Raw genomic sequence first — 26667 nt, forward strand, 5'->3', positions numbered from 1 at the left:
CTCAGTCGAGCGAGACGACGACGGACTTGGTCCTGGTGTAGGCGGCGAGGCCCTCGGGGCCGTACTCGCGGCCGAAGCCGGAGTCCTTGACGCCGCCGAAGGGGACGTTGGGGTCGAGCATCGCCCAGTCGTTGACCCAGACGATGCCCGCCTGGAGGCGGTCGGCGATGCGGTGGGCGCGGGCGAGGTTGCCGGTCTGGACGCCCGAAGCCAGGCCGTACCGCGTGGAGTTGGCGAGTTCGACGGCCTCGTCCTCGGTGTCGAAGGGCTGCACGGTGAGGACCGGGCCGAAGATCTCCTCCTGGATCACCCGGGAGTCGTTGGCGAGGTCGGCGATGACGGTGGGCTTGTAGTAGTAGCCGCCGTCGAGGTCGAGGCGTTCGCCGCCGCAGACGATGCGGGCGCCCTCCTTGCGGGCGAGGTCGACGTACTCCTCGACCTTCCGCAGGTGCTTCTCGCCCGCCATCGGGCCCACGACGGTCTCGGGGAGCCGGGGGTCGCCGAGCGGTACGCCGGGGACGGCGTCGGCGAGGATGTTGAGGAGGGTGCTGTAGACGGGGCGGGCGACCAGCAGGCGGGGACCCCCCATGCAGAACTGGCCGGTGTTGAAGACGAAGCCCTTGATGACCGCGCCGACGGCCTTCTCCAGGTCGGCGTCCTCGAAGACGATGTGGGCCGCGTTGCCGCCGAGTTCCATGGTCACGGGCTTGAGGTTCTCGCCGGCGACGCTCGCGGCGTGCCGGCCGACGGCGGTGGAGCCGGTGAAGGCGATCTTGTCGACGCCCGCGTGCCGCAGCAGGGCCTCGCCGGCGACCGGTCCGGTGCCGGTGACGACGTTGACGACGCCGTCGGGGACGCCGGCCCGCTGGAGCAGCCCGGCCATGTAGAGGGCGCTGAGCGGGGTCTCGTCGGCGGGCTTGTGGACCACGGTGTTGCCGGCCGCGAGGGCGGGGGCGAGCTTCGAACCGGCCAGGATCAGCGGGAAGTTGAACGGGGTGATCGCGGCGACCACGCCGAGCGGCTCGCGCTTGGTGTAGGCGAGGGCGTTGAGCGGGGTGTCGCGGGTGGCGCCGTCGAGGGAGAAGGCGAGGGCCGCGTAGTGCTCGTAGTCGTTGGCCGCGTTGGTCACGTCGACGGCGTGGCACAGGGTGATGGGCTTGCCGACGTCGAGGCTCTCCAGTTGGGCCAGCTCGTCGGCGTTCTCTCGGATGAGTTCGGCGACGCGGTGCAGGATCCGGCCGCGTTCACGGCCGCTCAGGCCGGACCAGTGTCCGCTGTCGAAGGCCTCGCGGGCGGCGCGGACGGCCGCGTCGACGTCGGCGGGGCCCGCCTCGGCGACCGTGGTGACGACCCGGCCCCGGGACGGGTCGACCACCTCGGTGCGCGCTCCGTCGGCGGCCTCGCGCCACTGCCCCCCGACGAACAGGCGGCCGGGTTCGATCTCGAAGGCGGTCATCACCACTCCTCAGCATCGTTGCCAAGATTTCAACCAACAGGATTCCTGTTGGTTGCTCGTCTGGTTCGCAGTCTCATTACAGACAGGTTTCCTGTCAATGCTCTAGGGTGAATCCATGGCTGAATCCCTGGTCGGCATCCAAGCGACGAAGGCACCCCCGTCCCTGCTGTACATGGTCAAGCAGGTGGAGCTCGTCGTGCGCTCGCACTTGGACGAGCTGGTCAGGCCGTACGGCATCACCGCACTCCAGTACACCGCGCTCACGGTCCTGGAGCGACACGACGGCCTGTCCGCGGCGCAGCTGGCCCGGGACTCCTTCGTCACCGCCCAGTCCATCGCCGACCTCGTGCGCTCTCTGGAGAGCCGCGGGCTGATCCGCCGGGAACGCAATCCGCGCAACCGGCGCGAGCTGCTGATCCTGCTGACCCACGAGGGGCGCGAGCTGCTGGCGGGCTGCGCCGAGCCGGTGCGGGAGCTGGAGGAGCGGATGGTGCGCGAGCTCACGGCGCACCAGAGCGAGCAGTTCCGCCAGGCACTTTCCAAGGCCTGGCACGCCCTGTCGTAGGCCCGGGCGTGCGCCGGTGCGCGGCTGCGCCGAACATCTCAGAAAGCTCTGGCTCGATTCGAAGACATATGTCAATCGAACATGCTCAAATTCACTCCATCGAGGGTAACTTGCAGGGCGGGAACTGTGGGAGGGGATGTGGTCGTGCAGCAGGAACCCACGCCGCTCACCCGGCATCTGCGCATCCACCAGGACCGGGGGTTCACGGTGCTGGAGTTACGCGGCGAGATCGACATCGCCGCGGCGATGGAGATCATCCCGTATCTGGACCGGGTGACCGGCAGGCCGGGCGCACGTGTCGTGCTGGACCTGCGGCACGTCGAGTTCTTCGACTGCTCGGGCCTCCGCCTGCTCTTCCATGCCCGGCTTCGGGTGCTCGACCAGGGCGGCAGGCTGCACCTCGTCTGCACCCATCCGCTGACCCTGCGCATCCTCCGGATCACCGGACTCGCGCAGCTGCTGCCGCCCCGTCCCACGCTGGACGCGGCCCTGGAGCAGGCGGAGACCACGCCCACCTGATGATGTCTACCTGACGATGCGGGTGACCTGACCCGCCCCCACCGTCCGGCCGCCCTCGCGGATCGCGAACTTCAACCCCTCCTCCATCGCGATGGGTTGGATCAGCTCGACGTGCATGGTCGTGTTGTCGCCCGGCATGACCATCTCGGTGCCCCTCGGCAGGGTCACCACGCCGGTCACGTCGGTCGTGCGGAAGTAGAACTGCGGGCGGTAGTTGTGGAAGAAGGGCGTGTGCCGGCCGCCCTCGTCCTTGGACAGGATGTAGGCGCGGGCCTCGAACTCCACGTGCGGGGTGACCGATCCGGGCTTGATGACGACCTGGCCGCGCTCCACGTCCTCGCGCTTGACCCCGCGCAGCAGCAGTCCGACGTTCTCGCCGGCCCGGCCCTCGTCGAGGAGTTTGCGGAACATCTCGATGCCGGTGACAGTCGTCTTCGTCTTCTGCGGGTGGATGCCGATGATCTCGACCTCGTTGTTGACCTTCAGCACCCCGCGCTCGATCCGGCCCGTGACGACCGTGCCGCGGCCGGTGATGGTGAAGACGTCCTCGATCGGCAGCAGGAACGGCCGGTCCACGTCCCGTACCGGCTGGGGCACGAACTCGTCGACGGCGGCGAGGAGTTCGAGCACCGAGGCGGTCCACTCCGGGTCGCCTTCGAGGGCCCTGAGCGCGGACACCTTGACCACCGGGAGGTCGTCGCCGGGGAACTCGTACTCGGTGAGCAGCTCGCGCACCTCCAGCTCGACCAGTTCCAGGATCTCCTCGTCGTCCACCATGTCCGTCTTGTTGAGGGCGACGACGATGTACGGCACGCCGACCTGCCGGGCCAGCAGCACGTGCTCCTTGGTCTGCGGCATGGGTCCGTCGGTGGCCGCGACGACCAGGATCGCGCCGTCCATCTGGGCGGCGCCGGTGATCATGTTCTTGATGTAGTCGGCGTGCCCGGGGCAGTCGACGTGCGCGTAGTGCCGGTGCTCGGTCTGGTACTCGACATGGGCGATCGAGATGGTGATGCCGCGCTGGCGTTCCTCGGGCGCCTTGTCGATCTGGTCGAACGGCGTGAAGGGGTTGAGGTCGGGGAACCGGTCGTGCAGCACCTTCGTGATGGCCGCCGTGAGGGTGGTCTTGCCGTGGTCGATGTGCCCGATGGTGCCGACGTTCACATGGGGTTTGGTCCGCTCGAACTTCGCCTTCGCCACGGCGAGTCCTCCTGATCACCTCGGTGCTGCCGAGCGTTGCTCCGTCCCCTCATGTCTATGCGTTCGGCGGCGCGTCGAACAGGGCGCTGACGGACTCACCGTTGTGAATACGGCGTACGGCCTCGGCGAGCGCCGGGGCGATGGACAGGATGCGCAGCTTCTCGGTGCGCTCCTCCTCGGGCACCGGCACCGTGTTGGTGCAGACGATCTCCAGTACGTCGGGCTGCTCCCCGATCCGCTTCAGCGCGCCCGCCGCGAACAGGCCGTGGGTGCAGGCGACCCGGATCGAGCGCGGGCCCAAGTCACGTAGCCGGTCCAGGAGTTCGAGCACGGTGCTGCCCTTGGCGATCTCGTCGTCCAGGACGATCACGTCCCGGTCGGCGATCTCACCGATGACGGAGCTGATGACGACCCGGTCGTCGGCGTAGCGCTGTTTGGCGCCGGCCGCGACCTGGGCGCCGATCAGCCGGGCGAACGCGGCGGCCTCCTTGGCGTTGCCGAGGTCCGGGGAGACGACCGTGGTGCGGGAGAGGTCGTACTGCCGGAAGTGCGCGGCGAGTTCGCGCAGCGCGTGCAGATGGTCGACCGGCACCGAGAAGAAGCCGTGCACCTGGGGCGAGTGCAGGGTCATCGCCAGGACGCGGCTGGCGCCGGCCGCCACCATCAGGTCGGCGACCAGCCGTCCGCCGAGCGAGATGCGCGGGGCGTCCTTCTTGTCGGAGCGGGCGTAGGAGTAGTGCGGCATGACGACGGTGATCCGCCCGGCGGAGGCGCCCCGCGCCGCGTCGCACATCAACAGCAGCTCCACCAGGTTCTCCTGAACCGGCTTGACCAGCGGCTGGATCAGGAAGACGTCCCGTTCCCGGCAGTTGGCCTGGAGCTGTACCTCCAGGCAGTCGTTGGCGAACCGGCTGACCCGGGTGGGGCTGAGCGGTACATCGAGATGCGCGCAGACCTCCTTGGCCAACTCGGGATGGGCACTCCCGCTGAACACGGCGATGTCTCGCACGAACGGCTCCTCGCATGATCATTCCCGACCACGCCTCATGCTACTGACCCCGAAAACCGGTTGCGGACCGACCGGAGAGGGGCGCGATGATGGCCGCGTCCGTGTCTCCTCCCGTCAGGAACCCTCGCATGCGCCGACTCCTCGGAATCCACCGCCCTTCCCACCGGACGACGGTTCTTGAGGACTCGACCACGCATGCACACCCTGAACATCGGAATCCTGGCCCACGTCGACGCCGGTAAGACCAGCCTCACCGAGCGGCTGCTGTTCGACCACGGCGCGGTCGACCGGCTCGGCAGCGTCGACGCCGGTGACACCCGTACGGACGACGGCGCGATCGAGCGGCGGCGCGGGATCACCATCCGTTCGGCCGTCGCCGCGTTCACGGTCGGCGACACCCAGATCAACCTGATCGACACCCCCGGCCACGCGGACTTCGTCGCGGAGGTCGAACGTGCCCTGGAGGTGCTCGACGGCGCCGTCCTGCTGCTCTCCGCCGTGGAGGGCGTCCAGGCCAGGACCCGGGTCCTGCTGCGGACCCTGCGGCGGTTGCGGCTGCCCACGCTCGTCTTCGTCAACAAGATCGACCGGGCGGGTGCCCGCGCCGACGATCTCATCAGGGACATCCGGCGCCGTCTGACCCCGCACGTCGTCCCCCTCACGGACGTCACGGGCCTCGGCACGCCCGGCGCCCGTGTGCTGCCCCGCCCGCCCGGCGACCCGGACCTGGCCGAGGCACTCGCCGACGTCGACCCGTCCGTCCTCGCGGCGGTCGTCGACGGCCCGCCTCCCACTCCGGACGACCTCCGCAAGGCCCTCGCCGCCCGCACCGCCGACGGCTCGATCCACCCGCTCCTGTTCGGCTCGGCCCTCGGCGGCCAGGGAATCCCCGAACTCGTCGCACGCCTGGTCCAGTTGATCCCGCCCGCCCCGACCGGCCCGGCCACCCCTCGGGGCACGGTGTTCGCGGTCCGCCCCGGTCCCGGCCGCGAACGGACGGCGTATCTGCGGCTCTACGACGGCGAGGTGGCCCCGCAGCAGCGGCTCACGTTCCGCCGCCGCGGGGCCGACGGCCGGGCGGTCGAGGTCTCCGGGCGGGTCACGCGTCTCGAAGTGATCGGCCGACCCGGTCCGCTCACCGCCGGGAACATCGGCGCGCTGACCGGCCCGAAGGACCTCCGGGTCGGCGACCGGCTCGGTGAACTCACCGAGCGGGCACCGCAGTTCGCGCCGCCGACCCTGGAGACCGTCGTCCGCGCCCGGCACCCCGGGCAGGCGGCGGCGCTGCGCTCGGCGCTGCTGGCACTGGCCGACCAGGACCCGCTGCTGCACGCGCGGCCCGCCGCCTCCGGGGCGACCGTGCTGCTCCTGTACGGCGAGGTGCAGAAGGAGGTCGTCGCGGCGACCCTCGTCCAGGACTTCGGCGTCGAGGCCGACTTCGAGCCGAGCCGGGTGCGGTTCCTGGAGCGCCCGGCCGGGACCGGCGAGGCCTGGGACGAGTTGCCGTGGCACGACCGCGTCCGGTACTGGGCGACGATCGGGCTGCGCGTGGACCCGGGGCCGCGCGGCTCCGGCGGGGTCTTCGCCCACGAGACCGAACTCGGCGCGCTCCCCCGCGCGTTCCACCAGGCCGTCGAGGACACCGTCCACGCGACACTGCTCGGCGGGCTGCACGGCGCGCCCGTGACGGACTACCGGGTCACCCTCACGCGCTCCGGATTCATCGGCCCGCTGAGCACCGCGGCCGACTTCCGCGGTCTCACCCCGATCGTGCTGCGCCGTGCGCTGCGGCTGGCGCGGACGCGGCTGTACGAGCCGTACGTCGCGTTCGAGACGGAGGTCCCGCTGGACGCGCTCGCGCCGGTGACCGCGCAACTCGCCTCCTGTCGTGCCGAGTTCGCGGGGACGACGGGCGGGGTCGGCAGCTGGCTGATCACCGGCGAGCTGCCGGCACGGCGGGTGCGCGAGGTGGAGCTGAGCCTGCCCGGGCTCACGCACGGGGAGGGGATGTGGTGGTCGCGTCCGTCCGGTGACCGTGAACTGCGGTCGCACTAGCGGGTGTTCACCAGGACACGGGCAGCCGTAGCGGCCCGCGCGTCAGTTGTCCCTCCCGCCATGCGACGGTGTCCGGGGTGAACTCGGCGCGCAGCAGCGGGAATCGGGCGGTCAGGCGGTGCAGGCCCAGTTCGAGTTCCAGGCGGGCCAGCCAGGCGCCCAGGCAGTGGTGGGGGCCCGCTCCGAAGATCACGCCGGGCACGGGCGGCGGAGCGGTCACGTCGGGCGGGCCCACGGGGTAGACGTCGGGATCCCGGCTGGCGGAGTTGGTCTGGACGGCGACCACGCTGCCCGCCGGGATCGTCACCCCGCCGATCTCGGCGTCCTCGACGGCCCGGCGGATCAGGCCGGGCAGCACGCGGCCCTCGCTGAGCGGCACGTGGCGCAGCAGTTGCTCGGCGGCGGTCGCGGCCGTCTCCTCGCTCTCGGCGAGGGCGGTCCGGGCCGCCTGTCCGTCGGTGAGGAGGTAGACGACGATGTTGCCGAGCGCGGTCATGGTGGTCTCGTGTCCGGCGACGACCAGTCCGCAGACCAGCGCCACCAGGTGCCGGTCCTCGATGCCGAGGCTGTCGCCGGCCGTCACCAGAGCGCTCACCAGGTCGTCGCCGGGTGTGCGGCGCCGTTCGCCGATCAGCCGGTCGGCGAACGCCCCGAACTCGGTCATGGCGGCGACGACCTCGTCCGCCGTGTGCGCGCCGCCGGACAGGGCGTGGTCGGCCCAGTTCCGGATGCGGTCGCGTTCCAGGTGGTCGAGTCCCATGAGCCGGCAGATCACCGAGACGGGCAGCGGGCAGGTGAACCCGTCGACGATGTCGGCGGGTTGGGGCCGCCGGGCGAAGTCGTCGAGGAGCGCGTCGACCACCGATGCCACCCAGGGCCGCCACCGGGCGATCGCGCGGGGTGTGAACGCCCGCTGCACCGTGCCGCGCAGCCGTTGGTGCCCGGCGCCGTCCTGGTTCAGCAGCCCGTCCGGGTCGTCGAGGATGTTCGGTACGACGAGGAGCGGCGGCGCGTCCTTCGCGTGCAGTGAACTCCGGTCGAAACGCGGGTCCATGAGCACTCGCCGTACGTCCGCGTACCGGGTGACGAGCCACACCGGGGTGCCTGTGGCCAGTGTCACGAGACGGGGCGGAGCGGGCTCCGGGTAGGTCACGAGATGCATGGGGAGAAGCGGCCGGGAAATGCTGTCTGCGGTCATCCGGGACTCCTGGCGGGCCGGAACAGTGACTTTTCACGCTAGTGCGCCCTCCACGCTCCCGTCAGCGGGTTCATTCGGCCAACAGGTCGGTCTGACAAGCGATTTGAGGGGCATGCGGATACAGAGGAAGGGAGGGCCGTCCCCATGACGACTTCCATCAGCCGTACACCCCGGCGTATGCCGGGCTGGGCGAAGGTGCTCACCGCCGTCGTCGTTGTGATCGCCGTGCTGTTCGCGGGGCTCCGACTGGCCGTGCTCCCGGGACTGCGGGACATCTTCGGCACCGAGACCCATGACCGTTCGGGTCCGGCTCTGCTCAAGTCCATTCAGGACATGAGCCGTTACGACGCGGCCTCCGGCAACTTCCAGGTCGTCGTGGACCTGGAGAAGGACTCCAGGTTCCTGCCCCAGGCGATCCGCGGCACCCGCACGCTGTACGTCGGCGCGGGCACCGTGGAGGGCTATGTCGACCTGGGCAGGCTCGGCAAGCAGGACGTGACGGTCAACGGCGACCGCACGTCGGCCAGCATCAAGCTGCCGCGCGCGACGCTCGGCAAGCCGGCGCTGGACCCGGACCACTCCTACACGGTCTCCAAGCAGCGCGGCCTGTTGGACCGCCTGGGCGACATCTTCTCCGACAACCCCAACAACGAACAGGCCGTGCAGAAGCTCGCCGCCAAGCACATCGCCGAGGCGGCGAAGACCAGCGGCCTGACCACCCGCGCCGAGACGAACACCACCAACATGCTCAAGGGTCTCCTCGGCTCGCTCGGCTTCAAGAACGTGAACATCTCGTACAGCGCCTGACCGGACTCTGCTGAACCACGAACATCTGGAGGACCACCGCATGGCCCGTACCGTCTCTCGCCTGCGCAACACCAAGAAGACGGAGCCGGCATCGAGGTCGACCCGCCCCGAACGCGGACGCCATCAACTGTCCCTCCCTGTACGTCTGTTGGCGATGCTGATCGGCTTCGTCCTGATGGTGGCGTTCGCCGTCGTACTGGCAAAGCTCACCCTGGAACCGTCCCCCGCGTCCAAGGCGCTCGTGCACACCAATCTGCATCCGGGCCGCTCCCTGAAGGCCTATCTCGACCAGCCGGCCATGCGGGACGCCATCAAGCAGATCGGCGGGAACGTGGTGCTCGGCATCCCGTTCGGCGTGCTGGTGCCCGTGCTCGCGCCACGGGCACGCGGCATTCTGAAGGTGCTGCTGCTGACGGCGAGCGTCATGCTCCTGGTGGAGTTCGCGCAGGGCGCGTTGATCACCGGGCGGGCCTTCGACATCGACGACGTCATCCTCAACACCACCGGCGCGCTGATCGGTTGGGTCCTGCTGGGGCGCCGGCTCGGCCGGGCGGTGCACGCCCGCAAGCCCGTGCAGGCGGCAAGGACGACCAAGGCGGCGAAGGCACCCAAAGCACCGAAGGCGACCTCATAACACTCGACCACTGGTACGTACCAAGGTGTTGACGACCCCTTAACTCACTCCTTAAATCAAGAGGCGACGCTTTTCACCCCCCACCTCCGTCGGCGTGTCGGTCCCCGCGTCCGCCGCACAGAAGGGAATGCCGTGGCCTCCCCACGACTCCTCCGCAGATGCCTCTTCGCCGCCCTGTCCGCCGCACTGGTCGCGTCCGCCGCGATCGGTCCGGCGCGGGCGGACTCCTCGTCGGCAGCGCAGGCCGACGCCGTCACGTTCTCCGACACCTTCGACGGGGACGCCGGGTCTGCCGTCAACTCCTCGAAGTGGACGCTGGAGACGGGCGACAACGTCAACAACCACGAGCGCGAGTACTACACGTCCGGCACCAACAACGCGGCGCTGGACGGCCAGGGCCATCTGGTGATCACCGCCAGGAAGGAGAACCCGGCCAACTACCAGTGCTGGTACGGAACTTGTCAGTACACCTCGGCCCGGATGAACACCTCCGGGAAGTTCAGCGCGCAGTACGGGCATGTCGAGGCCCGGATGAAGATCCCGCGCGGGCAGGGCATGTGGCCCGCGTTCTGGATGCTCGGCACCGACATCGGATCCGTCGGCTGGCCCGACTCCGGTGAGATCGACGTCATGGAGAACGTCGGCTACGAGCCCTCCACGATCCACGGCACCATCCACGGCCCCGGCTACTCCGGCTCGGCCGGCATCGGCGCCGCCTACTCGCTCTCGGGCGGCCAGGCCTTCGCGGACGCCTTCCACACCTTCGCCGTCGACTGGGCGCCCAACGCGATCAAGTGGTCGGTCGACGGTGTCGTCTACGAGACGCGCACGCCCGCCGACGTGGGCGGCAACACCTGGGCCTTCAACAAGCCGTTCTTCCTGATCCTCAACCTGGCGGTCGGCGGCGACTGGCCCGGCGACCCGAACAGCTCCACGGCCTTCCCGGCCCAGCTCGTGGTGGACTCGGTGTCGGTGACCACGAGTGACACGGCCGCCGGGGTGGCGATCAAGGGCCTGGCCGGCAAGTGCGTGGACGTCGCCGGGGCGAACTCCGCCAACGGGACGGCCGTACAGCTCTACGACTGCAACGGCTCGGCCGCCCAGCAGTGGACGGTGGGCTCGGACGGCACGATCCGCGCGCTCGGCACATGCCTGGACGTGGCCGCCGGCGGCACCGCGGACGGCACCAGGGTGCAGCTCTACGACTGCAACGGCTCCGCCGCCCAGCAGTGGGCCGTCAGCTCGGCGCACGACATCGTCAACCCGCAGGCGAACAAGTGCCTGGACGTCACCGGCAACAACTCCGCCAACAGCACCCCGCTGCAGATCTGGACCTGCTCGGGCGGCGCCAACCAGAAGTGGACCGTCGGCTGACTCCGTAAGGGCTAGTGCGGCAACCAGGTGAGTTTGTCCCCGCCGACCCAGCGGACCACGTCCGGGTCGTCCAGGTCGCGGACCGTGATGCCGCACACGGCCGCGACCTCCAGGACGTCGGTGATGCCCCGGGCCTCGCAGACCATCTCCCCGTCGATCTCCACGATGCGGAACGGCGGGGTACCGGGCTGCACCTTGAGCACCATGATCCGCGGGGTCGAGATGTGCGGGCTGGCGATTTCGGTCATGCAATAGAGCCTAGAACGCATCACGCGGTCGCGAGTGGTCCAAGGTGCCCGGCCGGGGGCCGCTCGCGGGAGGAGGCCCGATGGATCCCGTGCAGGCACTGGACCGGATCGCCTTCCTGCTGGAACGCTCCCTGGCCCCGACCTACCGCGTACGCGCCTTCCGTACGGCGGCCGGGGTCCTGGCGGCGCTTCCCGAGGGCGAGGTCGCCGAGCGCGTCGCCGCCGGGACGCTGGAGTCCCTCAAGGGCATCGGCCCGAAGACCGCGCAGGTGGCCCGTGAGGCCCTGTCCGGGCAGGTTCCCGCCTATCTGGAGCAACTGGAGGCAGAGGCCCCCGTCCCGTCCGGCCCCGGCGGCGAGAAGCTGCGGGCGCTGCTGCGCGGGGACTGCCACCTCCACTCCGACTGGTCGGACGGCGGCAGCCCGATCGAGGAGATGGGCCGTACGGCGACCCGGCTCGGCCACGAGTGGGCGGTGCTGACCGACCACTCGCCCCGGCTGACCGTGGCCCGCGGGCTGTCCCCGGAGCGGCTGCGCGAGCAGCTGGAGGTGATCGCCGCGCTGAACGAGACCTGGGCGCCGTTCCGGCTGCTCACCGGCATCGAGTGCGACATCCTCGACGACGGCTCGCTGGACCAGGAACCGGAGCTGCTTGAGCGGCTCGACGTGGTCGTGGTCTCCGTGCACTCCAAGCTGCGCATGGAGGCCCGCGCCATGACCCGCCGGATGGTGGCCGCCGTACGGAATCCGCACGCGGACGTCCTCGGGCACTGCACCGGGAGGCTGCTCATCGGGCGGGACGGGGGTGCCGCGCGGCCGGAGTCGGAGTTCGACGCGGACGAGGTGTTCGCCGCGTGCGCCGAGTCGGGGACGGCCGTGGAGATCAACAGCCGCCCGGAGCGCCTTGACCCGCCGAGGCGGCTGCTGCGGAAGGCCGTCGACGCCGGGGTGCTGTTCTCGATCGACACCGACGCGCACGCGCCCGGTCAGCTCGACTGGCAGATCAACGGCTGCGCGCGGGCGGAGGAGTGCGGGGTGCCCGCCGAACGGGTGCTGACGACCTGGTCGGCGGACGCACTATTGGACTGGACCACTGGCAAGTGACGCACATCACCGCGTGCGGCGGCACGCGCCGGAACACCCACCGGTAGTTTCCCGTTGAACAGACCGTGGGTGCGGAGGGAACAGTGTCCCCGGGCCTCAACCTCCGCCCACAGGGACGATCGTTCGGCTGAAGCCCTGTGGAGCCTTTCGCCGCGAGGCGACCGCCTTCCGTGCCCACCACCTGGCCGCCCCGGCCGTGATTCCCCCGTCGCGGTCGGGGCTTCTCCTTGACTTGGAGCGCACTTCAATTCGTAGCGTTCCGGTATGACCACTGCACAGCACAAGATCGGTTCCGGATTCGGCGCGAAGAGCACCGCCGACGACGTCCTGAGAGGCATCGACCTCGCCGGAAAGCTCGCCGTCGTCACCGGCGGCTATTCGGGTATCGGCCTGGAGACCACCCGTGCGCTCACCAAGGCGGGGGCCCGGGTCGTCGTGCCCGCCCGCCGTCCCGACACCGCGCGCGAGGCCTTGGCCGGACTCGACGGCGTCGAGCTGGACGAGTTGGACCTCGGCGACCTGGAGAGCGTGCGCGGCTTCGCCGACCGCTTCCTCGCCTCCGGCCGCACCGTGGACTTCGTGATCGACAGCGCCGGCATCATGGCTTGTCCGGAGACCCGGGTCGGGCCCGGGTGGGAGGCGCAGTTCGCCACCAACCATCTCGGCCACTTCGCCCTCGTCAACCGGCTGTGGCCGGCGATCGCACCGGGCGGCGCGCGGGTGGTCTCGGTGTCCTCGGGCGGCCATCACAACTCCGGGATCCGCTGGGACGACATCCAGTGGAGCCACGGGTACGACAAGTGGGAGGCCTACGGGCAGGCGAAGACCGCGAACGTCCTGTTCGCCGTCCACCTCGACAGGCTCGGCGCCGACCACGGCGTACGGGCCTTCGCGCTCCACCCGGGTGGCATCCTCACGCCGCTCCAACGCCACCTGACCACGCGGGAGATGGTGGAGCGCGGCTGGATCGACGAGGACGGCAACCTGCTGCATCCGGACATCTTCAAGACCCCGGAGCAGGGCGCGGCCACCCAGGTCTGGGCCGCGACCTCGCCCCAGCTGGACGGCCTCGGCGGCGTCTACCTGGAGGACTGCGACGTCGCCGAACCCGCCCCCGCCGACGGCGAGCGCATCGGCGTCAAGTCCTGGGCGACGGATCCCGAGCAGGCCGCCCGGCTGTGGAAGCTGTCCGCCGATCTAACCGGTGTGGATGCGTTCGCCGGGTAGTTCCGGGTACAGCCTTACGAGAGGTCGAGGTCCTCGGGCCCGTACAGGGCGGCGGGCGCGCCGGTCGCGAGGGCCCAGTAGCGGTCCCCGTACGACCAGTGCCACCACTCCGTCGGGTAGTTGACCAGGCCCACCGCACCGAGCGCCTTGCCCAGTACGGCACGGTGGGCCCTGGCCTCGGCGGTGATGTTGTCGGCGTCGGTGTAACAGGCCCCGTCGCTCTGCTCCGGGTTCGCGTTCATCGGGGTGCCCATGTCGAGTTCGCGCCCGTGGGTGTCGGCGAGGGTCAGGTCCACCGCCGCGCCCGCGGTGTGCGGGGCGATCTCGGGCGGGGACACATAGCGGCTGGCGGCGGTCCGGATCCGGTCGGCGGACCAGTCCGGGTGGGCGGCGCGCAGCTGGTCGCCGTAGCCCTCGAAGTAGCGGCGCTGGAGGACCGGCGGCCGGTATCCCTCGACGAAGAGCAGGCGCAGGCCGTCCGGCAGCAGGGCTTCCGCTTCGAGGAGCCGGTCCAACACGCCCTGGCGCAGGTGGAGTTCGGCGCCGCTGTCGGAGTCCTTGTTCTTGTGGTCGTCGACCAGCAGTACGTCGCTCACGTCGACGAGTCGTTCCCCGCACTCCTCCACGGGGATGGCGGCGACCCGGGCGTCGGACATCAGGATGATCTCGTTCATGGGGTGATCATCCCGCGAACTCGCGCAGATCCGCGTTGAGTTCCTCGGCGTGGGTGGCGAACAGCCCGTGCCCGGCGCCGTCGTAGACCTTCAGGGTGCCGTCGGGCACGAGGCGGGCCGCGCGTCGGGCGGTCAGTTCCAGGGGGGCCGAGGTGTCGTGGGTGCCGTGCACGACGAGGACCGGCAGGTCGATCTTGGGCAGTTCGGGGGCGACGTCCACGATCGCGATCAGCGCCTGGACGGCGGCCGTCGAGCGGGCGGTGGAGACCAGGGCCCGGTCGACGACGTACTTCCGGTAGGACGCGGAGACGTCATTGCCGGGCCGGTCGACGGCGAAGAAGGCGTCGACTCCGTCGGCGAAGAACGCCGCCCGGTCACGCCGGCACTCCTCGTTGACACCGCGTACAAGGTCAGGGTCCAGGCCGTCGGGGTTGTCGGGCGAGCGGACCACGCCCGGGGCGATGCCGCCGACGAAGGCGATCCGGGCCACCCGCCCGGCGCCGTGCCGGGTCAGACAGCGCACGATCTCCACGCTCCCCATGGAGTGGCCGACCAGCGTCACCTCGCGCAGGTCGAGGAGTTCGAGGAGCCCGTACAGGTCGTCGGCGAGGCTGTCCAGGTCGAACCCGTTCCACGTGTCCTCGGACCTGCCGTGCCCGCGCCGGTCGAAGCCGACGCAGCGGTAGCCCTCCGCGGCCAGCGGCAGCATCTGGAACTCCCACATCTCGACGCCCAGATAAGCGCTGTTGACGAAGAGCAGGACCGGCCCGTCGGCCGGACCGTAGTCGACGTAGCGCAGTCGGGCCGCGTCCACGGGGCTGGCGAAGTACGGCATGGGGAACCTCCCGGAATCCGGTGGTGGGACGAGTGGGTACGCCCTTCATGGTTCCGGGAAGCCGCGGAGGGGTCGATTACCTCCGAGGTCATGCCTCAGTGCGGTGCGCGTTCCTCCAGCGCCGTGCGCCAGGCGGGCGGCGGGCCCTCCGGTTCGGGTTCGGCGCGACGGCCGCCGCGGGCGAAGAAGTCGGCGAGGGGGAGGATCGCGGCGCCGACGGTGACCGCGTCGGGGCCGAGCAGGCCCAGGTCGATGCTGACGCGTCCGGCGGGGTGGCGCAGCGCGTACGCGGTGGCGTGGTGGCGCACGGCGGGCAGGAAGCGGGAGCCGAGCTGGAGTCCGGCCCAGCCGCCGATGAGGATGCGCTCGGGCTGGAAGAGGTTGATCAGGTCGGAGAGGCCGGCGCCGAGGTATTCGGCGGTCTCCTCCAGGACGGCGAGCGCGACGGGGTCGGCCTCGGTGCCCTCGGGCGGGTAGGCGGCGACCAGCAGCGCGGTCATCGCGGTCTCCTCGTCGGTGCCCTCGGGCGGACGGCCGCCCTGCTCGCGCCAGCGGTCGAGCAACGACTCGGCGCCCGCGTACGCCTCCAGGCAGCCGAGGGCTCCGCAGCGGCAGCGGCGGCCTCGGACCCGTACGGTCAGATGCCCCCACTCCACGGCCCGCCCGTGCTCCACCTCGGGGGTGACGAGACAGGCGCCGACGCCGGAGCCGAAGAGGACGACGATCGCGTTGCGCGCGCCGCGACCGCCGCCGAACCACATCTCGGCCTGGCCGAGGGTCTTGGCGCCGTTGTCGATGAAGTACGGGACGGCGTCGGGGAGTGGGGAGGTGGAGCGGAGCAGCTCTTCGAGGGGGACCGCGTCCCAGCCGATCGTCTGGCCGTGGACGACGGCGCCGTGGTCCGGGGTGTGTTCGACGATGCCGGGGACGCCGATGCCGACGCCGAGGAGCTGTTCGGGTGCGATGTCGGCGGTGGCGAGGACTTCGGCCATGCCGTCGCGGATGTGGCCGACGATGACCTCGACCTCGTAGCGCTGCTGCTCCAACGGGCGTTCGGCGCGGGCGAGTTCGGTGAGGGTGAGGTCGAACAGCTCGACGCGGACGCGGGTCTCGCCGACGTCGACGCCGATCATGTGGCCGCTGTGCGGGGCGACGCGCAGCAGCGTGCGGGGGCGGCCCCCGTCGGAGTCGACGCTGCCGGCCTCCTCGACCAGTCCGTCGGCGACGAGGTCCGCGACGACGTTGCTCACCGAGCCGGAGCTGAGCCCGGTGACCGGGCCGAGTTCGAAGCGGCTGAGGGGTCCGTCGAAGTACAGCCGTTGCAGTACGGCCGTGCGGTTGGCCCGCCTGAGGTCGCGTACCGTGCGCCCGTTCCGCCCCGCCATGTGACTCCCTCCGAACCCCGCACCCTCTTAATTCACGCCCTGAACTAAGGGGCGGTGGAATGCACACTACGTGGTGGAAGCCGTCTCGTCGATCTCTCCGAGGGCGGCGAGCAGCTCAGGGGCGACCCGCTCCCGCCGCCAGCGGTTCTCTTCCGCGCCGAACGCCCTGGGCACCGTCTCCGCGAGCATGATCAGGTAGAGGTAGCTGCGGTACAGGGCGTACCGGAGGCGGGCCGACCGGTCGAACTCGACCCGCCCGCCCGCCTCCCGGTACCCCGCGAGGAACGCCTCGTCCTTCCTGATGTCGTCGAGCAGCGCCAGGGAGACGAAGTCGGCGAGGGGGTCGCCCCAGAACATGCGCTCGCCGTCGATGAGTCCGCCGACGCGGGGCGTTCCGGTCGTGCGGTCGACCAGGATGTTGCCCTGCCACAGGTCGAAGTGGACGGCGCTGGGGACGGTGACCTCGTCCAGGGCGTCGTAGGCGGCGCGGGCCGTACGGGCGATGTCGTCGGCGGGGACGGGAAGCCAGGCCCGGTAGCGGTGGGTGTCGTCGAGGACGGCGTCGTACAGCGTGGTGAACGCGGTGCGCCAGTCGGGGGCGAGCGGGCCGAGGGCGCCGGAGGGATAGCCGAAGCCGGGGCCGGTGATCTCGTGCAGGCGGGCGAGCCGACGACCCAACTCCGTGCGCAGGGCGGTCACTTCGGCGTCCGTGAGGGAGTCGTCCCAGGGTTCGCCCGGACAGAGCGTCATCAGGAGGGTGTCGCCCTCGAGGACCACGACGCGCGGCGCCGCCACCCCGGCCTTGGCGGCGGCGCCGTAGAAGTCGGCCTCGGAGAGGAGGAGTTGGCGCTCGTGTGCGAGGCCGGGGGCGGTGGGCGCGGTCTTCAGGACGTAGCGGGTGCCGTCGGTGAGGGTGAGTTCCTCGACGGTGTTGTAGGTGCCGCCGCCCAGGGGGCGGAGGTGGGCGAGGTCGCCGGGCGGGATGCCCGCCGCGCCGAGTACCTGTCGGGCTCGCTCCGAGGAGTCCGTCACCGTGCGCCCACCTCTCCCTTGCGGTCAGCCGGGGGCGCACACGTCCTCGACGTAACGCCCGTCCGCCATCAGTGCGTTGAGCCACCGCTCGACGGCCGTGGCGTCGACGCCGGGCGCGCGGTCCCGGTACAGGGTACGGAACGCCTCCCGCACGCCCGGTGCCGGCCGCGAGCCGTCGCCGCAGACGTACACCCGGGCGCCCGCGTCCAGCAGGGCCCACACCTCGTCGGCCTCGGGGGCGACGCGGTGCTGGACGAAGGTCGCTCCGCCCTCCGACGCCGCAATGAAGGCCGGCCGGAGCGAGACGGCTCCGGCGTTCTCGGCGGCGCGGAGTTCGTCGGCGTGGAGATAGTCGGCGTCGGGGGCGTCGCGGCCGAAGTAGCCGAGGGCCGGGGCGAGTTCGGCGCCGGCGGCGAGGGCGGGACGTGCTCGACCTGTTGCAGCCGCAGGAGTCGATACAGGTGGAGCGGATCGCGCAGGCACTGCGGCTGCGGCACCGGTCGCGCTGCCAGGTGTCGGTACGGTGGCGGGCCCCGGACGGCGTCGAGCGGTACGGGGAGCTTACGGCCGGCCCGGTCAGCGACACCGTGGAGGACACACCGACGTTGCTGGTCATGCTGCGCGTACAGGCCGAGGGCGAACCCCGCGACGGCAGGCCCGGCGAGGACACCCCCGCGCAGGTCACACCGATCGAGGGGGCCGCATCCTGGCCCTGCTCGCCGGCGGTGCCACCACCACCCACGCGGCCCGCGAGACCGGCCTCACGCCGGACGGCGTGACCTATCGCCTACGGCGGCTGTCGGCCCGGTGGAACGCGGCGAACCGTACGGAACTGGTGGCCCGGGCCTACGCACTTGGAGTGCTCCCCGGGGTGTGGCCGCCGACACCCGCCCCGGTCGCCGAATCGGTGTAGGCCGTCCCCGCTCCCTCCGGCGCCCCGAAGCGAGCAAGGGTGTGCCAGACCATCTTCAGGTCCTGGAGTTCGTAGCGCCCGGTGCGGGCCGCGTCGCCGATGACCCGTGGGTCGATGACACCGCGCTCGGCGAGAAGGGCACCGAGATCGGCGTACTCCTCGCCCCGATAGCCCGCGTGCAGCCGCAGTTCCGCCACGGTGAGCCGGTAGCCGGGGTGCCATTCGACGGGGCAGGGCAGACGGCGGGCGGCGGTTTCGACGGGGGTGCCGCGGTAGCTCGCGTCCAGGACGAGGGCTTCCGCGTCCCGGGCGAGGACGACTCCGCCGTGCACCTGTGTCTCGATGTAGTCGTTCAGGGCGTCCTGTTCGTCGGCCTCGGCGAGCGCGATCAGGGACATGCCGGTGGCGACACCGAAGTCGGTCGGTTCGGCCGCGCTGTCGGGGTAGCAGAAGGTGGCACGGGCGAGTGTCCCGGCGCCGAGCCGGAGGTGCGAGGAGCCGAACCGCGGTGCCGCGCCGACCACTTGGCGCCGGAAGTCCAACGCCCCGTACACCGGTCGCTCGGGTGCGGGCGCGTCGTCGTAGGCACCCGCGAAGATCCGGCTCTCCCAGCGCCAGCGGTCGCCGCCGGGGTGGGCGGTGAGGCCGCCGTTGCTGGTACCGGTGACGAACTGCGAGTGGTATGTGCCGTCCTGGGCCAGCGCGTCGAGGATCGGGCGGCCGGCCGCCGTACGGTCGGGGTGGAAGTTCAGCGTGATGCGCAGCCCTGGATCGACGGCCGGGCCCGAGGAGCGCTCCGCCACATGCCGCAGCGCCCGCGCCTGTCGTGCCCCAAAGCTCTCGAAGGTCTCGAAACTCCCGCAGCTGCTGACGCCCCCGAAATCCATTGGCCCCTCCACCGCTCGCCTCACTACCCTGACCCAAAACCTAGACCCCCTAGGTTTCGGCACAGGCACCGTCCCAGGAGTCCCCCATGAGATCACTCACCGAGCACGACATCCGCAACTCATTTGTCAACTGCTCGAAGGGCGAGGCCAAGCGGCTGGCGGTCCCCCGCGATCTCGACACCCGCCCCTGGGGCGACCTGGACTTCCTGGGCTGGCGGGATCCCGGGGCGCCGGACCGCAGCTATCTGGTCACCGAGCGCGCGGACGGGCTGGTCGGGGTCACACTGCGGTTCCCGTCCTCCCAGCGCGGTTTTCTGCGCCGCAGCATGTGTTCGCTGTGCGTGACGACCCATTCGGGCGGCGGTGTCTCCCTGATGACCGCGCGCAAGGCCGGCCCGGCGGGCCGCGACGGCAACTCGGTCGGCCTGTACATGTGCACCGACCTCGCCTGCTCCCTCTACGTGCGCGGCAGGAAGATCCCCGAGTCGGGCATCCGCATCGAGGAGAGCCTGACCGTGGAGCAGCAGATCGACCGGACGGTGGGCAATCTGACCGCCTTCCTCGACAAGCTGTACGTCTGACGTCAGTCCCCCGGCACCGCGATCACGATCTTGCCCCGGTTGTCCCGGCGCTCCAGCCGTTCGTGGGCGGCGCGCGCCTCCGCGAGGGGTACGACGGTCTCGATCGGCACGCGGTACGTGCCCGCGGCGACCCGCTCGGCGAGTTCCCGCAGGTCGGGGCGGGGGTCGTAGCCGCCGTGGACCTGGAGGTCGGTGAGCTGGAACCCGAGGACGGACGCGTTCTTCGGGTAGAAGTCGCGGGTGTCGACGGTGCTGGGCTCCAGGGCGACATTGGCGAGGGCGACGACCCGGCCGCCGTGTCCGATCTCGCGCAGGCTGCGCCCGAAGGCCCGGCCGCCGACGGTGTCGAGGACGACGTCGGCGCCCCGGCCGCCGGTGAGCCGCAGCACCTCGTCGACCTCCGCGTCGTCCGGGTGCGCCGAGGTATCGAGGGTGACGTGCGCGCCGAACTCCCCGGCCCAGGCGGCCTTTTCGGGTGATCCGGCGAGGGCGACGACCCGGGCACCGGTCTCCGCCGCGATCTGCACGGCCGCGCTGCCGACCCCGCTCGCGGCGGCCTTCACCACGACGGTGTCCTCCTTGGTGACCCGGGCGAGGCGTCGGAGGCAGTACCAGGCCGACAGCCAGGCGACGGGCAGCGCGGCGGCGTGCGCGAGGTCGATTCCGTCGGGCAGGGCGGTGACCTGGGTGGCGGGTACGGCCGCCAACTCGGCGTAGAAACCGGGCGAGTTCACACCGTCGAGGGCCACGACCCGTTGCCCGACCGTGAATCCGGTGACGCCCTCCCCCAACGCGGCGACGGTACCGGCGCCTTCCACTCCCGGGATCAGCGGCGGCTTCCCGGCCCGGTGGTAGTTCCCGGACCTGATCAGGGCGTCCGCGCGGTTCACCCCGGCCGCCGCGACCCGCACCAGGACCTGCCCGGGACCCGCGACCGGGTCGGGCACCTCGACCGGCACCAGCACCTCGGGCCCGCCGAACTCGTCGATCCGTACCGCACGCATACCGCACCCACTCCCTGTCGCGGCCACTACAGCTGGCCGACACCCGTTGAACTGGTGTCACCATGCGACACCCGATGAACCGGTGTCAAGGGTCACCAGTCACCACGGGCCACCCTCGCGTACACCGCATGAACCGGTGTACGAGAGGTAAGCTCGCCGCCATGACCGTCCCGCTCTCCTTCCCGTTCATCGGCGGACGCCCGTGCCTGAACTTCGTGGCGACCCTCGGCAAACGGCACGGCACCCCCGTCGAGCGGCTCCCCGATCCATCGGCCCTGGCGACCTGGATCACGGAAGCGGAGCTGTCGACGGGCACCGAGCCGGCGCGGGTCACGGCCCGCGAGCTGACGGACGCGCGCACGCTGCGCGAGGCGCTCTACCGTGTCGTACGCGACGCGACGGCCGGCCGGGAACCGGCGGCGGCCGACATCGAGCGGGTCAACGAGGTCGCCGCGCGCCCGGACCTCGCCCCCCAACTGGGCGAACACCGCTGGAAGTCGGCGCATCCGGCCCGCGCGGCGCTGGCGACGGTGGCCCGGGACGCCGTTCTGCTGGTGGGCAGTCCGCTGCTGGAGCGGGTCAAGGAGTGCGAGAACCCGGAGTGTTCGCTGCTGTTCCTGGACGACTCCCAGGCCCGGCGCCGCCGTTGGTGCTCCATGGACCGCTGCGGCAACCTCGCGAAGATCGCGGGCTATCGGTCGCGCGGTCGGGCCGCCTCCACGTCGTGAAGGTGGAGCAGTGGCCCTCGGCCGGGGCTTCCCTCAGGATCCGGCGGGCGTCCAGTGCGGATCGCGGCCGAGGAAGGCGAGGAGCTCCTCGGCCCGGTCGTACCCGTCCCTGACCTCCACCGCGGGCGCGAACACCCGGTACGAGTCCCGGAGTTGATCGACGAGCCGGTCCGCGGCCGGCCAGATGCCCTCGGCCAAGTCTGTCGGCAGTGGCCGGCTTTGGCCGGTGGCCGCCGCGATGTCCCAGGCGTGTACGGCCGCGTCCATGGCGGCCGTCGCCGCGGCGAACGGGAGGGGCATCGGGCCCAGCGGTGTGGGCACCCGGTCGGCGTCGGCGGGCAGTTGGGCATAGCGGTCCGCCACCGCGCGGAGCACCTTGTCGAGTGCGGCGACCGGGTCCCCGTCCAGGGTGTCCGCGGGGTGGAAGGGGTCGGAGTCGGGCCGGTCGCCGGTGAGGACGAGGCCGTAGGCCTGCTGGTCGACGCGCGCGTGGTTGAGGACCTGGCGTACCGTCCACTCGGTGCACGGCGTCGGTGCCGCCCAGGCCGTGTCGGGCACGGCGGCGACCACCTCGCGCAGACAGTCGTGCGAGCGGGCCAGCACCTCGATGCCCTGGTTGTTCGCCATGAACGTTCCCCTCCCGATTACTCCGTGCGGTGATGACAATCTAGGAGGTCATGCGGACAACTACGGTCCTCAATGACTACGTTCAGCGCACCCGTGAGAGGGAATGGGCCAAGGATGCGAGATGTCCGTGAGTGGACGGCGCCGCTGGTGCGGTTCGTGGGGCGGCACCGGGACCCGGTGGTCGTGCAGACGCTGCGGTCGGCGACCGCTGCGACGGTCGCGTACGTCGTCGCGCTGCGACTGAGCCCCGAGCCCGCGCCGCTGACCGCTCCCCTGACCGCGCTGCTCGTCGTCCAGGTCACCCTCTACGCCACCCTCACCAACGGCATCCGCCGGGTGAACGCCGTGGTCGCGGGCGTCCTCGTCGCCATCGCCTTCAGCCTGCTGGTCGGGCTGACCTGGTGGAGCCTGGCCCTGCTGATCGTGGCCGCGCTGGTCGTCGGGCGGCTGGTGAAGGTCGACGAGTACGTGCCCGAGGTGGCGATCAGCGCGATGCTGGTCCTCGGGGTCACCACGGTCGGGAACACCGCCTGGGCACGGGTGGTGGAGACCCTGATCGGCGCGGTCGTCGGGCTGGCCTGCAATCTGCTGCTGGCTCCCCCTGTGTGGGTGGACGAGGCCGGCGAGTCGATCGAGGGACTGGCCCGTCGGCTGCGGCGGCTGATGCGGCGCATGGGCGAGGAGGCGGCGGGCCGCACCCCCGTCGACCACGCCACCGCGCGGCTGCACGAGGCGCGCCGGCTCGACCACGACATCGTCGAGGTGGACGCGGCACTCCGACAGGCGGAGGACAGCCTGCGGCTCAATCCGCGCGTACGGGAGGGGCTGCTGCACCGGGTCGTGCTGCGGACCGGTCTGGACACGCTGGAGATCTGCACGGTCGTCCTGCGTGTCCTCGCGCGCACCTTCACCGACCTGGCGAAACAGCGCGACCCCGAGCCGCTGTTCGCGACGCCGACGGGCGCCGCCGTGGAGCAGTTGCTGTCCGAGATCGGTGACGCCGTGGTCAGTTTCGCGGTGCTGGTGACCACCGACGTGACGGTGAGCGCCGAGTCCGCGGAGTCGCGGCTCACCGCCGAGCTGCACACGGCCGCCGCGACCCGCGACAAGCTGGCCCAGCTGCTCCTGGCGGACGTCCAGCGCGACGCCGCCCAGTGGCAGCTGCTGGGCGCCATGCTGACCGAGGTCAACCGCCTGCTGGACGAGCTGGACACCGAGCACCGCTCGCGCCGTCTCCTGGAGGAGCTGGACCGCGTCAGCCGCGAGCAGCGGGAGCGCATGCCGTGGCTGGCCTGGCTGCGGGAGCGGGTGGGTGTGCCGGATCGGCTGCGCAGGAACCGGGGCACGGGCACCGATCGTTCTAGGTGACGGAGTCACCTGGGGGCGGGGCGCCTTCGGCAGCACGGCGAGGGGGGCGGGCCGTCCCCCACGGCACAGTGGAACCATGGGGGCGGACACATGACCGACAGCGGCGTACGGATCGACGGGAACACTCTGCGGCTTCCCGGTGGGGCTGCGGTGCGGTTCATCCGCACCCTGCGACTTCCCGAGACGGGCACCCATCCGTTGCCACCGGGGCTCGGCGAGTTCCCGGTCCGGCGGGTCGCGGACTTCCCGGACACGGTGCCCGCACAGTGGCGGGCGCGGGGCGGGGTGATGCTGCCGGTGTATCTGCGCGAGGCGATGTGGCTGAGCTTCGGGGACACGCGGGAGCCGGCCGCCCTGCAGGTCGGGGTGGGCAAGGTGTGCGCGGTCTCGGGCAAACCGTGGAGCGACCGGCTCTCCCGCGACCCGCAGAACTATGTGGTGCTGCCCCGCCAGCCGTGGCTCGACGGCATCAACTCCGGCAAGGGGACGGTCCGTCAGTTCGTCGCGGTCCCGCTCGGTCTCGGCGCGACCGTCGAGGGCCAGGTCACGGGCGAGGAGGTGTGGGGCGGCGTACAACTGCAGTCCTTCCCGCTCACCGAGCGGGAGTTGGCCAAATGGCGCGAGGACGAGCGCCGTCGGTCGGAGCGGGCGCGCGCGATCACGATGCCGGGCGGGGGCTTCGGCATGCCCGCCATGCCGATGGCCGCGCAGACCGCCCCCATGCGCAGCGGTCCGGCGGCCTCTCCCAAAATGGGGCTCGGCGTCGGCGGTTCGATGCGCCAGGAGGTCTACGAGGACGACCGCCCGCTGAACGCCTGGGCCGAGGAACCCGCCGGCCGGGTCTTCGTGCACCTCGTGACGCCTCCGGAGTGGCGCCGCATCACCGGCGAGGAGCCGCCGCCGTCACCGGTGGACCGCGCCGCGTACACCCGGGCGGGGCTCCCCTGGTTCGACTACTACGACCAGGACGCCGAGGACCTCGCCCCCACCGACGCTCTGGAAGCGGTGAAGCCGGTCGGCGACTGGCTGGGCGACGACCACGAGCCCTGGCAGCAGCCCGCGCCCGGCCAGGTGCAGCCCCTCAAGGACGCGCAGGGCAAGCCGGTGGAGGACGGCGACTGGTAAACCACACACCACACCCCCATTGCACCCTCCGCAACGCCCGTTGCCGTTCTTGCGCTCCACAGCCCCTCCGCGCCAAGGTTGCTGTGACGACCGGGGTGAGCGACGACCTGAGGGTGTGACCATGACCAGTGATGCGGACGCGTCACGCGAGGGCTGGAGCAGGCGCCGCCTCATCGGCGCCCTGGCGGGAACCGCGGCGGTGGTCGCGGTCCCCGCACCGGCCCCGGCACCGGCCGACCCCGACTCCGCTCCTACGGCCGCCCAGGCACCGGCGTCCGCCGCACCACCCGCGACCGGCAGCGCCGCCGGCCCCCGCCCCCTCTACCTCGGCACCTACACCTCGGTCGACGGCGGCGGCACCGGCATCGGCCTGGCCACCTACGATCCGACGACCGGCCGTATCACCGGCGCCGGAACGCTCACCGGAGTCGCCGACCCGTCGTACCTCGCCCCGCACCCCGACGGGCGCACCCTGTACGCGGTCGACGAGCGGACGGCCGGCGCGGTGACCGCCGTACGCCTGGCGGACCGCAAAGTCCTCGGTACGCGGAGCACCGGCGGCGCGGGCCCCTGCCATCTGTCCGTGCACCCCACCGGACGCTGGCTGCTGAGCGCCAACTACACGTCCGGCAGCGTGGCCGTGCACCCGATCGACAGCTCGGGCGCACTCGGCGCGCGCACCGCTCTGGTCCAGCACTCCAGTCCGCAGCCAGGTCCGGGCCAGGACGGCCCGCACGCGCACCAGTTCGTCACCAGCCCCGACGGCGGCCACGTCCTCGCCGTCGACCTGGGCACCGACACGGTCTACACCTATCGCCTGGACACCACGAAGGGCACGCTCACCGAGGTCTCCCAGGGGCACACCCGGCCGGGCGCGGGCCCCCGCCACCTCACGTTCCACCCCGGCGGCCGGTACGCCTACCTCGCCAACGAGGTAGGCGACACCGTCGCGGTCTGCGCCTACGACCCGGCCACGGGCGGCCTGAGGATCGGCGACCCGCAGTCCAGCGGCAGCACCGGCAGCACCGCCAACTACCCGGCGCAGATCCTGGTGACGTCGAACGGCGCGTACGCCTATCTCGCCAATCGGGGTGCCAACTCCCTTGCGCGGTACGCCGTCGAGGCGGACGGCGCCCGGCTCAGACTGCTCGACACCGTGCCGGTGAGCGGTGACTTCCCGCGGCAGATCGCGTTCTCGCCGGACGGGACACTGCTGTTCGCCGCGAACCAGAGGTCGAGCACGGTGAGCGTGTTCCACGTGAACGGTACGAGCGGCCGACTGCGGCTCGCGGGCGAGCCGTTCGCGTCACCGGTCGCCGTCTGTGCGCTGCCGCTGTAGGGGGCGCGGACAGGCCGCGGCGCTGGCCTGGGTGAGCAGCACGTGCATGCGCTCGGTGAGGTGGGCGACGGAGTCGGCGGGCGCGTGGAAGGGCAGCCGTACGTCGCCGTGGGTGCGGGTGCGTTCGATGCGCAGGGTCAGTCCGTGCCGGTCGACGGCGAGGGGCTGGACGCGGACCGCGCCGTGCAGGCTGTCGGGTTCGACGAGCCGCGTGAGCCGCTCGACCGCGTCGGAGTGGCAGTCGGCGAGGTGGGTGAGGAGTTGGGCCTCGGCCAGGACCAGCGGGTCGGGTTCGGCAGCGGCGAACTCGTCGAGGTCGATGACCACCGCGCCGGACGGCGGGCGCAGCACCACGCGCGTTGCCCGGAAGGCGAGTTGGCCGTCTTCGGGGACGAACCAGCCGGCGAGCCACAGGCGGGCCCGGATACGGTTGCGCACGGGGACGGGCGCGACGTCCGCGAACTCCAGGACCGCGGACGGCTCTCCGCGCGGCGCGCAGATCGCGGCGGCCAACAGGGCGCTGTCCTCGGGTACTTGAAGGAGCACCCGGCCCTCGTCGTCCACGCTGTGCGCGCCGACGAACTCCTCGCGACCGCCCTCCGCGGTCACCGCGCAGGACCATGCGGCGGCCAGCACCGAGCGGGCCCGCTCGGCCGCGGCAGGCACGGCCGTCCACGATTGGCTGTCACCCATCCCTGAACCTCCTTAGGTAAGCCTTGCCTAACTTACCGAAGATCGGGGCGCACGCCAACCACGCCACGCGATCTCTCCGCC

26 protein-coding genes and 2 pseudogenes are annotated in these 26667 nt (G+C 71.4%); 14 read left to right on the forward strand and 14 right to left on the reverse strand.

Annotated elements, in window-relative coordinates:
• Position 1 precedes the first annotated feature (1 nt).
• On the reverse strand, positions 2-1456 hold the full coding sequence (locus ACIQBL_RS10610) for an aldehyde dehydrogenase family protein (RefSeq protein ID WP_401939238.1): 1455 nt from the start codon (positions 1454-1456) through the stop codon (positions 2-4).
• 115 nt (positions 1457-1571) lie between these two features.
• Here ACIQBL_RS10610 and ACIQBL_RS10615 point away from each other — a divergent pair, with 115 nt between their 5' ends.
• Together ACIQBL_RS10615 and ACIQBL_RS10620 are read left to right on the forward strand one after the other, a co-directional pair.
• On the forward strand, positions 1572-2021 hold the full coding sequence (locus ACIQBL_RS10615) for a MarR family winged helix-turn-helix transcriptional regulator (protein WP_401939240.1): 450 nt from the start codon (positions 1572-1574) through the stop codon (positions 2019-2021).
• Between the two features lie 81 nt (positions 2022-2102).
• A complete protein-coding gene (locus ACIQBL_RS10620) occupies positions 2103-2540 on the forward strand; it encodes an anti-sigma factor antagonist (RefSeq protein WP_401939243.1) in 438 nt (145 codons plus the stop codon).
• Positions 2541-2546: 6 nt separating this feature from the next.
• On the opposite strand, the gene tuf is transcribed toward ACIQBL_RS10620, so the two are convergent.
• Positions 2547-3740: an elongation factor Tu gene (gene tuf / locus ACIQBL_RS10625; RefSeq protein ID WP_401939246.1), complete on the reverse strand. Its 1194-nt coding sequence runs from the start codon at positions 3738-3740 to the stop codon at positions 2547-2549.
• Between the two features lie 55 nt (positions 3741-3795).
• A complete protein-coding gene (locus ACIQBL_RS10630; protein WP_401939248.1) occupies positions 3796-4749 on the reverse strand; it encodes a ribose-phosphate diphosphokinase in 954 nt (317 codons plus the stop codon).
• A gap of 195 nt (positions 4750-4944) precedes the next feature.
• On the opposite strand from ACIQBL_RS10630, the gene otr(A) reads away from it, so the two are divergent.
• Complete coding sequence (gene otr(A) / locus ACIQBL_RS10635; RefSeq protein WP_401939251.1) at positions 4945-6804, forward strand: tetracycline resistance ribosomal protection protein Otr(A); 1860 nt, start codon at positions 4945-4947, stop codon at positions 6802-6804.
• Between the two features lie 7 nt (positions 6805-6811).
• Here otr(A) and ACIQBL_RS10640 read toward each other — a convergent pair whose 3' ends face one another.
• Positions 6812-8002, reverse strand: a complete 1191-nt coding sequence (locus ACIQBL_RS10640) for a cytochrome P450 (protein ID WP_401939254.1) — start codon at positions 8000-8002, stop codon at positions 6812-6814.
• Positions 8003-8146: 144 nt separating this feature from the next.
• Between ACIQBL_RS10640 and ACIQBL_RS10645 the strand changes: the two genes are divergently transcribed.
• The 3 genes from ACIQBL_RS10645 to ACIQBL_RS10655 all read left to right on the forward strand — a co-directional run bounded on the left by ACIQBL_RS10645 (position 8147) and on the right by ACIQBL_RS10655 (position 10817).
• A complete protein-coding gene (locus ACIQBL_RS10645) occupies positions 8147-8809 on the forward strand; it encodes a DUF4230 domain-containing protein (RefSeq protein ID WP_401939256.1) in 663 nt (220 codons plus the stop codon).
• Between the two features lie 40 nt (positions 8810-8849).
• Positions 8850-9443: a VanZ family protein gene (locus ACIQBL_RS10650; protein WP_401939258.1), complete on the forward strand. Its 594-nt coding sequence runs from the start codon at positions 8850-8852 to the stop codon at positions 9441-9443.
• A 132-nt stretch (positions 9444-9575) separates the two neighbouring features.
• A complete protein-coding gene (locus tag ACIQBL_RS10655; RefSeq protein ID WP_401939261.1) occupies positions 9576-10817 on the forward strand; it encodes a lectin in 1242 nt (413 codons plus the stop codon).
• An 11-nt stretch (positions 10818-10828) separates the two neighbouring features.
• Here the strand turns inward: ACIQBL_RS10655 and ACIQBL_RS10660 are convergent, their stop codons facing one another.
• Complete coding sequence (locus ACIQBL_RS10660) at positions 10829-11065, reverse strand: hypothetical protein (RefSeq protein WP_401939263.1); 237 nt, start codon at positions 11063-11065, stop codon at positions 10829-10831.
• 80 nt (positions 11066-11145) lie between these two features.
• Here ACIQBL_RS10660 and ACIQBL_RS10665 point away from each other — a divergent pair, with 80 nt between their 5' ends.
• Together ACIQBL_RS10665 and ACIQBL_RS10670 are read left to right on the forward strand one after the other, a co-directional pair.
• Entirely contained in the window at positions 11146-12168 is a 1023-nt protein-coding gene (locus ACIQBL_RS10665) for a PHP domain-containing protein (protein ID WP_401939266.1), read from the forward strand.
• A gap of 264 nt (positions 12169-12432) precedes the next feature.
• Entirely contained in the window at positions 12433-13395 is a 963-nt protein-coding gene (locus ACIQBL_RS10670; RefSeq protein ID WP_401939267.1) for an SDR family NAD(P)-dependent oxidoreductase, read from the forward strand.
• Positions 13396-13409: 14 nt separating this feature from the next.
• On the opposite strand, the gene ACIQBL_RS10675 is transcribed toward ACIQBL_RS10670, so the two are convergent.
• The 5 genes and pseudogenes from ACIQBL_RS10675 to ACIQBL_RS10695 form a co-directional block, all read right to left on the reverse strand.
• Entirely contained in the window at positions 13410-14069 is a 660-nt protein-coding gene (locus ACIQBL_RS10675) for a M15 family metallopeptidase (protein ID WP_401939270.1), read from the reverse strand.
• 7 nt (positions 14070-14076) lie between these two features.
• Positions 14077-14904 (reverse strand): alpha/beta fold hydrolase, encoded by an 828-nt coding sequence (locus tag ACIQBL_RS10680; protein ID WP_401939272.1) that lies wholly within the window; start codon positions 14902-14904, stop codon positions 14077-14079.
• Between the two features lie 95 nt (positions 14905-14999).
• Positions 15000-16289, reverse strand: coding sequence for an ROK family protein (locus tag ACIQBL_RS10685; protein WP_401939275.1), 1290 nt, complete (start codon positions 16287-16289; stop codon positions 15000-15002).
• Positions 16290-16355: 66 nt separating this feature from the next.
• On the reverse strand, positions 16356-17321 hold the full coding sequence (locus tag ACIQBL_RS10690; RefSeq protein ID WP_401939276.1) for a phosphotransferase family protein: 966 nt from the start codon (positions 17319-17321) through the stop codon (positions 16356-16358).
• A 24-nt stretch (positions 17322-17345) separates the two neighbouring features.
• Positions 17346-17783, reverse strand: a pseudogene (locus tag ACIQBL_RS10695) (reductase); the annotation flags it as partial.
• On the opposite strand from ACIQBL_RS10695, the pseudogene ACIQBL_RS10700 reads away from it, so the two are divergent.
• Positions 17729-18234: pseudogene (locus ACIQBL_RS10700) on the forward strand (helix-turn-helix transcriptional regulator); the annotation flags it as partial. The pseudogenes ACIQBL_RS10695 and ACIQBL_RS10700 sit on opposite strands and share 55 nt — an antisense overlap.
• Here the strand turns inward: ACIQBL_RS10700 and ACIQBL_RS10705 are convergent.
• Positions 18168-19121: a DUF3626 domain-containing protein gene (locus tag ACIQBL_RS10705; RefSeq protein ID WP_401939279.1), complete on the reverse strand. Its 954-nt coding sequence runs from the start codon at positions 19119-19121 to the stop codon at positions 18168-18170. The pseudogene ACIQBL_RS10700 and the gene ACIQBL_RS10705 sit on opposite strands and share 67 nt — an antisense overlap.
• A gap of 86 nt (positions 19122-19207) precedes the next feature.
• On the opposite strand from ACIQBL_RS10705, the gene ACIQBL_RS10710 reads away from it, so the two are divergent.
• Positions 19208-19702: an FBP domain-containing protein gene (locus ACIQBL_RS10710; RefSeq protein WP_401939282.1), complete on the forward strand. Its 495-nt coding sequence runs from the start codon at positions 19208-19210 to the stop codon at positions 19700-19702.
• A 2-nt stretch (positions 19703-19704) separates the two neighbouring features.
• On the opposite strand, the gene ACIQBL_RS10715 is transcribed toward ACIQBL_RS10710, so the two are convergent.
• Positions 19705-20706: a zinc-binding alcohol dehydrogenase family protein gene (locus ACIQBL_RS10715; protein WP_401939284.1), complete on the reverse strand. Its 1002-nt coding sequence runs from the start codon at positions 20704-20706 to the stop codon at positions 19705-19707.
• Positions 20707-20867: 161 nt separating this feature from the next.
• Between ACIQBL_RS10715 and ACIQBL_RS10720 the strand changes: the two genes are divergently transcribed.
• Positions 20868-21434 carry a CGNR zinc finger domain-containing protein gene (locus tag ACIQBL_RS10720; protein ID WP_401939287.1) on the forward strand — a complete coding sequence of 189 codons (567 nt, stop codon included), beginning with the start codon at positions 20868-20870 and terminating at the stop codon, positions 21432-21434.
• Between the two features lie 33 nt (positions 21435-21467).
• Here the strand turns inward: ACIQBL_RS10720 and ACIQBL_RS10725 are convergent, their stop codons facing one another.
• Positions 21468-22061 (reverse strand): TIGR03086 family metal-binding protein, encoded by a 594-nt coding sequence (locus ACIQBL_RS10725; protein WP_401939289.1) that lies wholly within the window; start codon positions 22059-22061, stop codon positions 21468-21470.
• A 114-nt stretch (positions 22062-22175) separates the two neighbouring features.
• Between ACIQBL_RS10725 and ACIQBL_RS10730 the strand changes: the two genes are divergently transcribed.
• The 3 genes from ACIQBL_RS10730 to ACIQBL_RS10740 all read left to right on the forward strand — a co-directional run bounded on the left by ACIQBL_RS10730 (position 22176) and on the right by ACIQBL_RS10740 (position 25893).
• Entirely contained in the window at positions 22176-23429 is a 1254-nt protein-coding gene (locus ACIQBL_RS10730; RefSeq protein ID WP_401939291.1) for an aromatic acid exporter family protein, read from the forward strand.
• A gap of 90 nt (positions 23430-23519) precedes the next feature.
• A complete protein-coding gene (locus ACIQBL_RS10735) occupies positions 23520-24554 on the forward strand; it encodes a hypothetical protein (RefSeq protein WP_401939294.1) in 1035 nt (344 codons plus the stop codon).
• 121 nt (positions 24555-24675) lie between these two features.
• A complete protein-coding gene (locus ACIQBL_RS10740; RefSeq protein ID WP_401939296.1) occupies positions 24676-25893 on the forward strand; it encodes a lactonase family protein in 1218 nt (405 codons plus the stop codon).
• On the opposite strand, the gene ACIQBL_RS10745 is transcribed toward ACIQBL_RS10740, so the two are convergent.
• A complete protein-coding gene (locus ACIQBL_RS10745) occupies positions 25861-26586 on the reverse strand; it encodes a DUF2470 domain-containing protein (protein ID WP_401939298.1) in 726 nt (241 codons plus the stop codon). The genes ACIQBL_RS10740 and ACIQBL_RS10745 overlap by 33 nt on opposite strands.
• Between the last annotated feature and the right edge of the window lie 81 nt (positions 26587-26667).

The sequence above is a fragment of the Streptomyces sp. NPDC088350 genome, assembly GCF_044753545.1.
Taxonomy (GTDB): Bacteria; Actinomycetota; Actinomycetes; order Streptomycetales; family Streptomycetaceae; genus Streptomyces.